Source organism: Providencia sp. PROV189 (genome assembly GCF_028480065.1).
Taxonomy (GTDB): domain Bacteria; phylum Pseudomonadota; class Gammaproteobacteria; order Enterobacterales; family Enterobacteriaceae; genus Providencia; species Providencia stuartii.
Genome location: NZ_JAMPOG010000014.1, coordinates 42,440 through 55,522, shown reverse-complemented (window position 1 = coordinate 55,522; position 13,083 = coordinate 42,440). Strand labels below are relative to the sequence as shown.

Sequence of the window (13,083 nt, the reverse complement as noted above, 5' to 3'; positions counted from 1 at the left end):
CACTACCTTAATTAGAGCCAAAACTGTTCGATGATATGATCATCAAACTGGACACTATTCCCCTTTAATTCAGCACTTAATTTCGCCATAAACTGTACTAAATAATTCGCATTTTGAGTGGCGAGCAATCTTCCCATTGAAGTTTGCATAGTACTCGGTAATTTAAGTAATTTTTGCTGAAAGTGATCTAAAGCCCATTGAGTATCATCCAGTGGCCTATTTTGTGCAAAAGGGTCATTTGCATCAAATAACGCCCTATTCAGTTGGCCACTAACGGCAAAAACACGCGCTAAGCCAATTGCGCCAAGTGCTTCTAACCTATCCGCATCTTGAACAATTTTCGCTTCAATCGTTTTTGGTTCGAGCTGAGCACTAAAACTATGGGTGATAATACAGTGAGCAATCGGTTCATAGTAATGTTCAGGTAGGCTTGGAAAATGAGACTGAAAAATACTCACCGCTTTATCAGCACTTAAAGAAGATGCTTGGTGTCTTTGGGGGTGATTTTTCGGCAATGAGACAAAATCGTGAAAATAACAGGCAGCCAATACAACCAAAGGATTAACTTGTTCTATTGGCTCCATAATTTTTTGTGCCGTACGCCAAACTCGTCTAAGATGAAAAATATTATGGGCATTATCATCATTAGCCCAGTTTTTTAGCAGGTAATTATCAAACTCATTCGCCCATTGCTCTATATTCATTTCTATCACCAAACGACTTCAGATAAAAATGACTATATCATGGCTTAACAGTAACCAAACGCCATAATTTTCTGATATCTTTCGGCCAATAATAGATCAACATCCCGTTTTTTGAGAGCCTCTAAATCAATAAGCAACTGCCGTTTTAAATTTTCACTCGCTAATACATAATCGCGATGTGCGCCACCGAGCGGTTCAGGGATAATAGTGTCAATAATACCTAGCTCCTTGAGCCTTTTGGCTGTCATTCCCATTGTTTCCGCAGCAACTTGCGCTTTTTGTGCATCTTTCCAAAGGATTGAAGCACAACCTTCCGGAGATATTGCCGCATATGTGCTGTACTCCAACATATTAATACGGTCGCCAACCCCTATTGCCAGTGCACCACCAGAGCAACCTTCCCCTGTTATCACGCAAATGATAGGTGTTTTTAGGCAAGACATCTCCATAATATTTCGTGCTATCGCTTCAGCTTGCCCTCTCTCTTCTGCACCAATACCGGGATATGCCCCCGCAGAATCAATGAATATCACTACAGGTAAATGAAAACGCTCAGCCATCTTCATTAACCTTAATGCCTTACGGTAACCTTCCGGGGAAGGCATACCGAAATTTCTCATCACTTTTTCTTTTGTGGTACGCCCTTTCTGTTGACCTATAACCATAACAGGTTGCCCGTCAAGGCGTGCTAGACCACCAACAAGCGCCTTATCATCCGCAAATGCCCTATCTCCAGCCAACTCATGAAATTCCGTAAAAATCAGCGAAATATAATCTAGGGTATAGGGCCTCAATGGATGCCTTGCAAGTTGAACTATTTCCCAAGCACCAAGCTGAGAAAAAATTTTCTTTGTCAGTGTTAAACATTTTTTCTCCAGCAACTTGATCTCTTCATCGAAATCAATATCAGGCTGTTGGCTATTTTGTTTAAAAGCCACTAAGGCGTCGATTCTTTCATTAAGTTCGACGATAGGTTTTTCAAATGCTAAGAAGTGAGTAGACATAGGACCCTTTAAATCAGTGTAGCAATACCTAAAGTGTAGTTAAGATCTAAAAGGCTTTCTATGAAGGAAAATGGGATAAATTGTTATCAAAAGTGGGATAATCACGCGGTTATACCCACTAGATTATGCCTTATTGGCTGAATTTTCGGCTATTTCGTAGGCCTATCGACATTATTTTTTGAAATTTAGGGCAGGCTAAATGATTTTCTTCAGGGCAATTGACGATATGCAAAATACCTTTTTTTAACGCCGACAAATCATCAATGACTTTTTGAATTTCCTCTGCTTTTGTTATTAAATAGCCACGATCAATCGTTGGTCCATTTCTTTGATTCAACATGGTGCTTATTTCATCAAGTGAAAATTTTGCTTCTCTCCCTAAAGCAATAAGTGATAAGCGAGTCATCACATCTTTACCATGATAAACACGCTTCAAACCTTTACGACCAATCGGGGTAATTAACCCCTTTTCTTCGTAATAGCGCAACGTCGATGGCGGTAAGCCCGATAGCTCACTCACCTCAGAAATATCTAGTTCATCAACCATGGCGTTAATAACTCGCTTAATTCACCCATACCTCATTTTTTCATTTGCCACTGCAAATGTCATTGATTCGGTATCTATACTTTTTTATTACCTAAAAGGAGGCTCATCAAAGGTTCTTAATTTTCTTGAATGCAGTTTATCGCCTTCTTGTCGCAAAAGATCAATCGCTCGAATACCAATCTGCAAATGTTCTGAAATTGCCCCTTCATAAAAGCTATTTGCTTGCCCTGGTAATTTGATTTCACCATGTAATGGTTTATCAGAAACGCATAATAGCGTCCCATATGGCACCCTAAAACGATAACCTTGAGCTGCAATAGTCGCACTTTCCATATCTACAGCAACAGCACGGCTTAAGCTGAAACGGCGGGCCGTTGCAAAAAAGCGTAATTCCCAGTTACGATCATCCGTTGTTACCACCGTACCTGTTCTTAGCCGTTGCTTAACTAATTCACCTGGCATATTACTGACTTGTTTCGTTGCATCGTACAGTGCCCTTTGTACCTCTGCGATACTTGGGATGGGAATATCAGGGGGTAAAACATCATCTAAAATATGATCATCACGTAAGTAGGCATGAGCTAATACATAGTCACCAATTTTTTGACTTTCACGTAAGCCGCCGCAATGGCCTATCATTAACCATGCGTGTGGCCGTAATACCGCCAAGTGATCACAAATATTTTTTGCATTCGATGGACCAACACCAATATTAACTAATGTTATTCCTACACCCTCTTTCGCGATCAGATGATACGCTGGCATTTGGAATTTTTTCCATGTGAGATCAGACGTGGCAATTTGTGGGTCAGCGTTTTCAGCCGTTAAATAATTGTGCCCTACACAGGATAATGCAACATAACGACTATTCGGATCCCTAACTTGCTCGCAAGCCCAGCTTACAAACTCATCGACATAACGATTGTAATTTGTAAACAAAATATAAGGTTGCACATGTTCTGGCGGCGTTCCCGTATAATGTTTCAGTCTCGCTAAGGAAAAATCGACACGCAAAGCATCAAAGTGAGAAAGGGGCATCTCCTCTGCGGATTGAAATAAACCGTCGGTAATATCATCACTAATATCTGCAAGATCTGTAATAGGAAAATGAGCCGCTAGACTGCTACTCATACTTCTATCTAAAGCTAAATCAGAACCATCAATCACAAACGGGTATGGCACTTCAGTTTGTGAGGGGTAAACAGAAAAAGTGACATCATAATCTTGCTGTAAAATGCTCAGTTGCTCGGTTAAATATTGACGAAATAGATCCGGCTGGGTCACCGTAATACGATACTGTCCGGGCTTAACAAAACGTGCATATGCTCTCGTTTTTACGCAATGATCAATTTGACCATGCCACTCAACACATAGTTCAGGATAGGCAAATAATCCCTTTTTGCGGGCATCCGCATCAGGTAATTGCCCATCAGTCACATAAGCTGCAATGGCACTTCTTAAAGAATCAATGGCATTTGTGTACAGCAATGAAAGTTTATCTAATACCTCATCAATAGATAGATTTTCATTATTTTGACATTTTTCTAAAGACACACATGACCCCTTATCATCAAATGATATTATTACCTTATCAAGCAGCAGTGTATGTCTTTAATATTATTCAAACAAGCCTTTATACATTCGCGTTGGGGATAAAAAATTCGTCTTTTCAGGTTGTAAACGCCTTACAACCTTGGTTTCAAAAAGCCATTGAAATTCTGCTTTGCTGAGGCTTAATGGCTGCCCAGTATTACTTTCAACGACAAATAGCGTATTATTTTTAATACCTTTAATTTTTATCCCCATCAACTCAGATTCTTTGGTTGTGAGCTTCTCGGGTGAACTAAAAATAGCCTCTATCGCGCGTGAACTGGGAATCGAGAGTGTTTGGTTTATTTGGGGTTGTTGATTAATACAAAATGGCATTAGCGTTCTCAATAAACAGAATTTTGAATGTAGATATAGCCATTAGACATATTTTATCTAAAACTGTCATAATGCGTTATTCCTACCACCATTTTATCCCCAAAATTAACCCCATATTTTAACAAAGCGATTCTCTTCAAACCCATTATCTCACTTAAGCTAAATAACGATAGCAGCAATGAGTTAATGTATTATCTGGGTAAGAATGAATGGTAATGTCACGACAGCAATTACGGTCTGCAAAGTGATGATGCCTGCCATAAGCTGACTATCACCATTTAGTTGACGAGTTAAAATATAAGCCGTCGGCGCCGTCGGTATTGCAAAGAAAATCACAAATAACGCGGTTTCAAACTCCGGTAATGAGAATAATTTTGCTGTTAAAAGCGCTAATACTGGCATCGCTAATAAACGTAACAGCGTAGAGGTCATTAGCGGCTTAAATTCTTTCCTGAGCGTCGATGTTTGCAATGCCGCGCCAATACAAATTAACCCTAATGGTAAGCTCGCTGCCGCAAGTAGCTTTAATAGTTGTCCTGAACCAAAAGGTAATCCTATTGGAGATAAGTTCAGCAAAATACCAATAATACAAGAGAGGATTAACGGGTTTTTAATGATCGGTAAAAATAACTGTTTGATAGAAACTTTAGAGCCAGTGGTTAATGCTAAGACCGCAATAACATTACAACTTGGCACCAGTATCGCCATAATGACGGCAGCAATCGCTATGCCATCAGTACCAAATAAATCGGCTATGATTGCAAGCCCTAAATAAGTATTAAAGCGGGTAATACCTTGAATATGAGCACCAAACCGTGGTATTGGCATTTTAAAAAGTAATTTAAAAATTAGAACTAATACACTGCTAATAATAAGCACAAAAAATATCGCACCCGCGAGATAAGGCAGTTTAGGGCTATCAAGTGGGGCACTCGCTAAACTGTTAATCAATAAAGCAGGAAACAAAATAAAATAGTTCAGTTTTTCAGCGCTAGGCCAAAAATCAACCGAAAACAGCGATGAACGACGTAATATAAAACCCATTGCTATCAGTGCAAATAAAGGCCATAAAACTAACAATATTTGTTCCATATTTTTATACTTTACTTTCGTTAATAACCTTACCCAATAAGAGGGCTTACTGTATCGTTAACAAAATGTAATAGTTAGGTAAAAATGGCTCTATTCATGCGTGAAAATGCGACTTTTTATATCATTTATAAAAAATGTCTGATGCCTCACGTTTTATTTAATTTTCAACACTTGCCAGTTACTTTTTAATCAATCTATTTAAGCTATAACTACAGGTCTTTCTTATGGTATTTCGAAGAATTTATCGATACGCTACCCCAATAGAAATTTATTAGAACAATTTATTATGGATATCCAAACCCTTTGCAAACAATACCGAACAGGTAAAAAATTGAAATACCTCTTTTTCTGGGGTCATCAATCAAAACAAAAACAAGTTACCAAGAGTTGCCTGAGCCAATGGTATCCAGCTACTTTTATGGTTGAAGGCAATCGCTTTGCCAGTGCTGAACATTTTATGATGGCAGAAAAAGCACGATTATTTGATGACAATGAAAGTTTCGAGAAAATTATCCATGCCCCAAATCCTGGCGCTGCAAAAGCATTCGGTAGAGAGGTACGAGGCTTTCAACAGAGCATATGGGATGAACATAGATTTAATATTGTTGTCGCAGCAAATCTTGCTAAGTTTTCACAAAATGAAGAGTTAAAAACATTTTTATTAAATACCAATGAAAGAATATTAGTGGAGGCAAGCCCTGTTGATAAAATATGGGGGATCGGCCTTGCTGAAGATAGTGAAAATATCGAGAACCCTCTCACTTGGAAAGGGCTCAATTTATTAGGTTTTGCGCTTATGGAAGTACGTAAACAACTAGCAACTTAAAACATTCCTTACTCACTCTAACATTGAACCAAGAAAATTGGCTTCCCTGCTACCACAAGCATTGAGTATTCGAGTTGTAGCTGGCGGCTTAGATATCATGAGCATTAAAGTTACCCCCTTATGTCAATAAGGGAGTATTTTAAGATTGGTTATTTAACATTCGTTTTATCGGCGTATGCTGCTCTTTTTTGCCTATTATCGACGATTTTTTTCGTTATCGCTTCAACTTCAAGCAAATCATCACATACACTTGATCGTAATGCCAAGTTCCATTTACTTAATGCCTTCGCATTCGTCACTAATTCAGGATGGTGATTTAACCTGCCATTAATTTGTAACCAATTAGCAACCTCAGCCCAATCCCATAAAGGGGATTGGCCTTTAATACGCTGTATTGGGTTTGGAAAATCCCCTGCACCCCGCTTACCATCTTTCAGCATTGCAACCGCTTGCCTTGAGAGATGTGTTAAATCAGCAATATCACTCAAGCCGACGAGCACCGAATCAACCGATTCTACTCTTGCCCCTAACCCAGATGTTTCAACATGATGGATAGCTGACTCAATTGCATCATCTAATGATTTAGCCTCTCTATCAAATTCTAGATAGACCGATTTACCATAAAAACAGATTAGCGCATCACCGCAACCACTTTCATACAGCGCATCTTCGAGTCCTGGGGTATCAGCATTAACACCTGAAAGCACCAACGTGAAATTGTATAGTGACACTGTCTTCTCCTTGATACTCGCCATACATTAATGGATTCGTTAATAGATACCTTTAACTGAGACCATTTTATTATCTATACCGTTCTAGGTGACCTTTCTCATCCCCTAGATTATTCGCTTGAAACAGGCGGCAATGCCGCCTTAAATTAATTTCCAGACCGATAACAACTATCAACTTTCCGTTTGATCTGTTTAGCATGATCCTCAGGACGGCTTGGTGTGGACCACACGCTCATTTGATGGTTTTGATGTGCATCATTCGCGTCACCACAGCGTAAACGGCAAAAGGCATGCGAACTATGACCCGCTGATACCAAAACCCAGCCTTTAGAGACAGCATATTCAATCGCTGATTGAATGTGTTTGTTTGGATGTCTCTTCATTTCCCTCCTGTATCCGTACTGTAGTTACTTCGTTGACGGGTGTCAACAAGGTGTTTTCCTTTGAATATCACATGTAGTGATTGTTTACTGTTATTTTTCAATAACAGTCGGATATAACTTAACAAAAAGCTACTTTGAACTTTGTCTGAAATTAAAACAATGAGCATAGCAAAGGAGATAAAAGCCCCACCGCTCGCAAAAACAGTGGGGATGGCAGAAATCGCCAAGAGATCACAAGTAGGATAAAAAATCTTCGGATGATGAGTGGGTATGTAACCTATCTCATGAATAAATCACTAAAAGATTACAACGGCATTCTATATTCAATCACACCTGGTTTTTCAGCAACCCAATCATATAAGCGCTGCCCTCGTAAATTGGTTTCCTGCGTATGCCAATACAGACGTCCACAAGCTTGTTTTTTTGCTTGTTCATGCACGAATTCAATCAGATGTTTTCCTACCTGACGCCCCCTTACGTCTGGCGAAACAAATAAATCTTCCAAATAGCAGAAATTATTTTCCGCCCATGTGGAGCGATGGTAGAGGTAATTGACAAAACCAACCACTTTTTCACCTTCAAGTGCAACGGCGCAATACATAGGCTCATTTTCATCGAAAAAACGCTCCCATGTTTTTAATGTGATTTCTTCGCTTAAATCCACTTTATAAAATTCTTGATACTGCAACCAATAAACTAGCCATTGCGGATAATGCTCGGGTGACACAAACTCAACAGTAACAGGTAACATATTGTTATTCATGATATATCCTTTAACGATTCGACATATAAAACAATGGCGTTATATTACATATCAATCTGGTACTAAATAAGATACACTTTTGCTATTTATTTAGGATCCACTTCTAATGAAACGTAAACCGCAAGCTCTCTTCCCTCATTTACTCTTAGAAGCAGGTTGTATTAAAGAAAATGTTTATCACACCATCAGAAATGCCATTCTTGATGGGCGATTATCTGCGGGGATCAAACTGCCCTCGAGTCGTGCTTTTGCTGAAATGATGTCGATATCTCGCAATTCAGTCATTGCTGGTTTTGAACGATTAATCGACGAGGGTTATTTAGTTACTCGTCAAGGCTCTGGTACCTATGTTTCTACAACCATACCTGATGAGCTGGTTAAATTAACATCCAAGACAGATCCTCTCGATAAACAGCAATATTCTGCACCTAATCTCAATCCCGTGATGAGTCATTTAGCGACATTATGGAAAACGTCTCGGCCTAATACGAATAAAAAACAGATGTTCAATATCGGCATTGGTTGCGTTGATCAGTTTCCCCATGATTTATGGGGAAGATTACTAGGAAGGGTTTGGAGAAGATCAAAACAAGAAATTCCTCACTACAATCATCCGGCAGGTTATCCGCCACTAAAAAGAATATTAGTCGATTATGTGCACTCAACGCGTGGGGTTAATTGCAGCGAAGAGCAAATTATTATTGTAAATGGTACTCAGCAGGCGATTAATTTAACCGCAAGCGTATTATTACAACAAGGTAGCTCAGTCTGGTTAGATGATCCTGGATATGACAGTGCGCGAGCTATTTTAACTGCTCGTGGAGCCAATATTTGCCCAATTCCTTCTGAGAGTGATGGAATGAATATTACGATGGCCGCACAAACTTACCCTGACGCTTGCTTAGTTTACACCGCCCCTTCCCATCAATTTCCTCTTGGTACGACTTTGAGCTTAACAAAACGATTAGCGCTATTAGAGTGGGCAAACAAGAATCAAGCATGGATTTTTGAAGATGACTACAACAGTGAATTTCGCTATTTATCTAAACCTATTCAAGCACTTCAAGGGCTTGATGCGCATCAACGTGTTATTTATGCCGGCACCTTTTCTAAAATGATGTATCCGGGTTTTCGTTTAGGATTTTTAATTGTGCCAAAAATTCTGATCGAGCCTTTTACTATGATGAAATATTACAGTGATAGCCATTCAGGTTACTTAGAACAAGCCGCTTTAGCACAGTTTATTCAAGAGGGGCATTATGCACGCCATGTGCGTAAAGTTCGTAAAGTTTGCTATTCACGCCAAAATGCATTAATTAGTGCAATTAACACCTATTTGCCCCATGTATTTAACGTTGAGCAAACAGATTCAGGGATCCATGCTGTTTGTTGGTTAAAGCCGGGAATTAGTTTGCCGTTTATACTCTCTACCTGCCATCAGTTAGGTTTTGGTGTACAGTCACTGTCTCGTTATTGTATGAATAGTCATGAAAACAACGCTATTTTATTCGGTTATGCTGCACATACTGAAACTGAGATTACGCGTAGTATTATCGCATTGAGCCATGCCCTACAAACAATAAAATAAATTGAGTTGCATAACCTATAATCAATATAACCTAAACGAAAACGTATTATTTAATTTAATACGCGATTTTAATCCGTATTCTCATTGCTGTTACTCTTTGTCAGGGATTACTATCAAACAGAGTTAAAATTATTGAGAGGTATGAATAATGACAAATAATACTCCCCCTAAAAACCTCGAGGTCGGCGATATTATCTTTACAAGTATTGGCACTACGTTATTTCGCCAAATAGCGTCAGCCTCTTTATGTTGGAGCAATCATGTTGGCTTGATAATTGGTCATAACGGGCAAGATTATTTAGTAGCAGAAAGCCGAGTACCGCTATCAACTGTCACGACTTTGACTCGCTTTATTCAACGTTCGGCTGGGCAAAGATATGGTGTTCGCCGACTTACTCACCACCTAACGGATGAACAAAAAGCAGCTTTAGTTGCAGAAGTTCCTTCAAGACTTAATAAATTTTATCATACTGGCTTTGATTATCACTCTTCCCGCCAGTTCTGCTCGAAATTTGTATTTGATATTTACCAGTCAGCGCTTTCAATTAACGTAGGTGAAATTGAAACTTTTAAAGATTTATTAAGTAAAAACCCCGAAGCCAAACTTAACTTTTGGAAATTGTGGTTTATCGGTCATATTCCTTGGGAGCGTGCGACAGTGACCCCCGCCAGTTTATGGAGTCATCCGCAATTAGAGTTAATTTACCGCAGTCACGAGGATATTCATTAGTTCGGATTGCGATAATCTTTGGCTTGTTGGGATGTTGCTTTGAGAATAAGCTATTTTGCATGATAATTTCGTACAAAAGACACTCGCAATCGAGTGTCTTTTGATACAATTTACTGAATTAATGATTATTCTGCAACTCTGGTAATTGAGTGTGTTTATAGTCAAATACGCTAAGTACAGCGTTATAAAAGTGATTTAAATGGATTTAGTCAATGGTTGATGTCCACATATTGACCACACTCATAAAGCCTCTTTTGATAAGAGGCTTTATACATTACATTTAGTTGAAAAATTCATCTACGTAACGCACTAGTTACTCCTATCAGACTTAAATCCAATTAACTATTTAGTTAATTTATTGAAAAATACTATAATATTGTATAATTATTTATATAACCGCTTTTTACATGAGAGAATTCAAATGGAAATACTGCAACAGCTTTTAAAAAAAGGATTTTTCCCAATTCAGTTACCTCCTTGTTTTGAGTCCTTATCTTGGGCAGATAAATTTGAAACTATAAATAATGAGTTAGATAAAACATCAAAAGAAAAACCAGGAAGATATAACCCATTGTCTCAATGGACTAAAATAATAAAATATAGTGTTGCTAGATCATCATTTTATAGGCGAACAACCTCTATTTTAAACCCTGTAAGCTACTTTATTTTAGCAAGAGAAATTTCCAATAATTGGAACGAGATCTATGAACACTATGAAAAAAGCAAAATCAGCTTAAGTAAACCAAGTTTTGACTTTCATGGAGTAAGAGCCATAAGTTTGACGAAATTTAGTTCGTTATATGACGAAAAAATAATTAAATCCTCTGGTTATAAATATGCGTTAATCACTGATATTAGTACTTATTTCCCTTCTATATACACGCACTCAATACCTTGGGCCTTTGATAATAAATTAAATTCAAAAAAAAGAATGCACGATAAAAAATGGCTACCAAATAAATTAGATTTATATTGTCGAAACCTCCAAGATGGCCAAACTGTGGGGTTACCCATAGGGCCTGATACATCGCATATTATTTCCGAAATAATTGGGACATCTATCGATATTCAGCTAAAAGATGCATTAAATGGATGGCCTAAAGGATTTCGCTATGTTGATGATTTTTATTTGTTTTTTGAAAGTAGGAATGCAGCTGAAAAAGCATTAGCTGCGTTAGTAAGAATTGTTGGAGATTTTGAACTACAAATAAATGCAGCGAAAACTAAAATTATTGAATCAAAAGAACTAGTTGAAGAGTCTTGGCGCTATAGCATAAAAAAATTAAAAATCTCACATGAGATAAACAAACAAAAAAATGATATTCATGATTATTTTTCATCTACATTTAATCTTGAAAGTAAGTATAAAGATGAAAGCATTGCTAAATATGCACTGAAACAATTATCATCTAATATAATAAAGAAAAAAAATTGGGATATATTTGAATCTTATTTATTTAAAATAGGTTATAGTTTTCCAAATACCATAGAGTTAATATCTAGATTTTTAATAACATATCAAAAAAATGGATATGATATAAACAAATCTAATGTGAAAATATTTTGTTTCAATATGTTAACTGAGCACTCTAACTCAGATCATCACAATGAGGTTTGCTGGTTATTATGGTTATGTAAAGAGTTTAAAATAAAAATAACAAAACCTGTTTTTGATTCCATTGAGAGTATTAATAACGATATTTGTAATTTAATATTGCTTGATATGCAAAACAACAACTTATTAACTACGAATACTTCTTTCTCACAAGAAAAATTAAACAAGTATGCTACCAAAGAGGCTTTAAATGGTTCTGATTGGCTAATAAGCTATGAGGCAGGGAAAAGAAATTGGCTAGGAAATAAATCGATTGATTTCATCGAAGCTCATCCAATATTCAATTTGTTTTTAAAAGAAAACATTTACTTCTACAAAGCCGAGAGCTCATCGCCATTATTTTTTAAACCTAGAGTTAATAATGAAAATCAATCTATTGATTTATTCTCCACTGATTTAGATATAAGAAATGATTTCGAATTTGATGAACTAGATGAAGAGTATTTCGACAATACTGATGATGACGAAAATGAATTTGAAGAAAGTGAGTTCTAGTATCGTTAAAAAGTAGATTACTAAGATTTGTAACAGATGTGAGATGGTTAAAATCATCTCACCTTTTCCAATTATTTTTTCAAATAAAGTACAAGGGAATAATTACCTCGGTCACTTTCATATGGGTTTCCTGTTTTAGAGAAACTAAACTCATTAAATAGTTGTGCATTGCTGTATTATTTTCACGCGTAGTAGCAAAACACAGAGTGTTAGATAAAGCCTTACAAATTGACTCCATTAAAATTCGTCTGTAACCTTTACCTCTTACCGTCTTTGAAACAGATAACCAACCTAATTCAAGCTCAATATTACCTGAATACCCAACTTTTTTAAAAACATCAGATTTATATCTAGCATTTGAGCGTTTTATTGCTCCAACAGCTGTAAGTATATCTTGGTCATCATAGATAAATATAAGGTTTTCAGCATTTCATATTCTCGAACCTAAACCTATTATTGATACTTCTCCATTTTCATTTACTAAATTTTTAAATAATTTAAGATCTGTTTCATTACAATCTTTAGGGTTCTTAATTACCTTTCTCATTTTTTAACTCTTCCTTTTAATCTCTATACTCAAAAAACGACCATGAACATATTAATTTAATTAATATATTCATATGTAAAATGAAATATATCCTAATGTAGCTCAAAGAGCCATCATTCCCTTTCAAAACAT

The 13,083-nt window shown here is 37.0% G+C and carries 13 protein-coding genes; 4 read left to right on the top strand and 9 right to left on the bottom strand.

The features are described 5' to 3' along the window. Nucleotides 1-11 precede the first annotated feature (11 nt). From PR833_RS10790 to PR833_RS10765, 6 genes are all read right to left on the bottom strand, one after another. Complete coding sequence (locus tag PR833_RS10790) at nucleotides 12-704, bottom strand: phosphohydrolase (protein ID WP_272526097.1); 693 nt, start codon at nucleotides 702-704, stop codon at nucleotides 12-14. 44 nt (nucleotides 705-748) lie between these two features. Further along, nucleotides 749-1,708: an acetyl-CoA carboxylase carboxyl transferase subunit alpha gene (gene accA / locus PR833_RS10785; protein WP_272526096.1), complete on the bottom strand. Its 960-nt coding sequence runs from the start codon at nucleotides 1,706-1,708 to the stop codon at nucleotides 749-751. 130 nt (nucleotides 1,709-1,838) lie between these two features. Beyond that, a complete protein-coding gene (locus PR833_RS10780) occupies nucleotides 1,839-2,255 on the bottom strand; it encodes a helix-turn-helix domain-containing protein (protein WP_004919718.1) in 417 nt (138 codons plus the stop codon). Between the two features lie 87 nt (nucleotides 2,256-2,342). After that, on the bottom strand, nucleotides 2,343-3,809 hold the full coding sequence (locus tag PR833_RS10775) for an AMP nucleosidase (RefSeq protein WP_004919716.1): 1,467 nt from the start codon (nucleotides 3,807-3,809) through the stop codon (nucleotides 2,343-2,345). Nucleotides 3,810-3,872: 63 nt separating this feature from the next. Beyond that, nucleotides 3,873-4,181 (bottom strand): hypothetical protein, encoded by a 309-nt coding sequence (locus PR833_RS10770; RefSeq protein WP_004919715.1) that lies wholly within the window; start codon nucleotides 4,179-4,181, stop codon nucleotides 3,873-3,875. A gap of 183 nt (nucleotides 4,182-4,364) precedes the next feature. Beyond that, the gene (locus tag PR833_RS10765) at nucleotides 4,365-5,273 is read right to left on the bottom strand and encodes an AEC family transporter (protein WP_061064052.1); all 909 of its coding nucleotides are present in this window, start codon (nucleotides 5,271-5,273) and stop codon (nucleotides 4,365-4,367) included. A gap of 286 nt (nucleotides 5,274-5,559) precedes the next feature. On the opposite strand from PR833_RS10765, the gene PR833_RS10760 reads away from it, so the two are divergent. Further along, complete coding sequence (locus tag PR833_RS10760) at nucleotides 5,560-6,099, top strand: NADAR family protein (protein WP_004919711.1); 540 nt, start codon at nucleotides 5,560-5,562, stop codon at nucleotides 6,097-6,099. Between the two features lie 149 nt (nucleotides 6,100-6,248). Here PR833_RS10760 and PR833_RS10755 read toward each other — a convergent pair whose 3' ends face one another. The 3 genes from PR833_RS10755 to PR833_RS10745 all read right to left on the bottom strand — a co-directional run bounded on the left by PR833_RS10755 (nucleotide 6,249) and on the right by PR833_RS10745 (nucleotide 7,976). Beyond that, nucleotides 6,249-6,830, bottom strand: a complete 582-nt coding sequence (locus PR833_RS10755; RefSeq protein ID WP_014658333.1) for a helix-turn-helix transcriptional regulator — start codon at nucleotides 6,828-6,830, stop codon at nucleotides 6,249-6,251. Nucleotides 6,831-6,976: 146 nt separating this feature from the next. Beyond that, nucleotides 6,977-7,213, bottom strand: a complete 237-nt coding sequence (locus PR833_RS10750) for a hypothetical protein (RefSeq protein WP_004919708.1) — start codon at nucleotides 7,211-7,213, stop codon at nucleotides 6,977-6,979. A 304-nt stretch (nucleotides 7,214-7,517) separates the two neighbouring features. Further along, nucleotides 7,518-7,976, bottom strand: coding sequence for a GNAT family N-acetyltransferase (locus tag PR833_RS10745; RefSeq protein ID WP_004919706.1), 459 nt, complete (start codon nucleotides 7,974-7,976; stop codon nucleotides 7,518-7,520). 106 nt (nucleotides 7,977-8,082) lie between these two features. On the opposite strand from PR833_RS10745, the gene pdxR reads away from it, so the two are divergent. The 3 genes from pdxR to PR833_RS10730 all read left to right on the top strand — a co-directional run bounded on the left by pdxR (nucleotide 8,083) and on the right by PR833_RS10730 (nucleotide 12,404). After that, on the top strand, nucleotides 8,083-9,564 hold the full coding sequence (gene pdxR, locus PR833_RS10740) for a MocR-like pyridoxine biosynthesis transcription factor PdxR (RefSeq protein WP_249890302.1): 1,482 nt from the start codon (nucleotides 8,083-8,085) through the stop codon (nucleotides 9,562-9,564). A 148-nt stretch (nucleotides 9,565-9,712) separates the two neighbouring features. Further along, nucleotides 9,713-10,294 carry a YebB family permuted papain-like enzyme gene (locus PR833_RS10735; RefSeq protein WP_004919702.1) on the top strand — a complete coding sequence of 194 codons (582 nt, stop codon included), beginning with the start codon at nucleotides 9,713-9,715 and terminating at the stop codon, nucleotides 10,292-10,294. A gap of 421 nt (nucleotides 10,295-10,715) precedes the next feature. Continuing rightward, nucleotides 10,716-12,404, top strand: coding sequence for an RNA-directed DNA polymerase (locus PR833_RS10730; protein WP_272526095.1), 1,689 nt, complete (start codon nucleotides 10,716-10,718; stop codon nucleotides 12,402-12,404). Nucleotides 12,405-13,083: the final 679 nt, after the last annotated feature.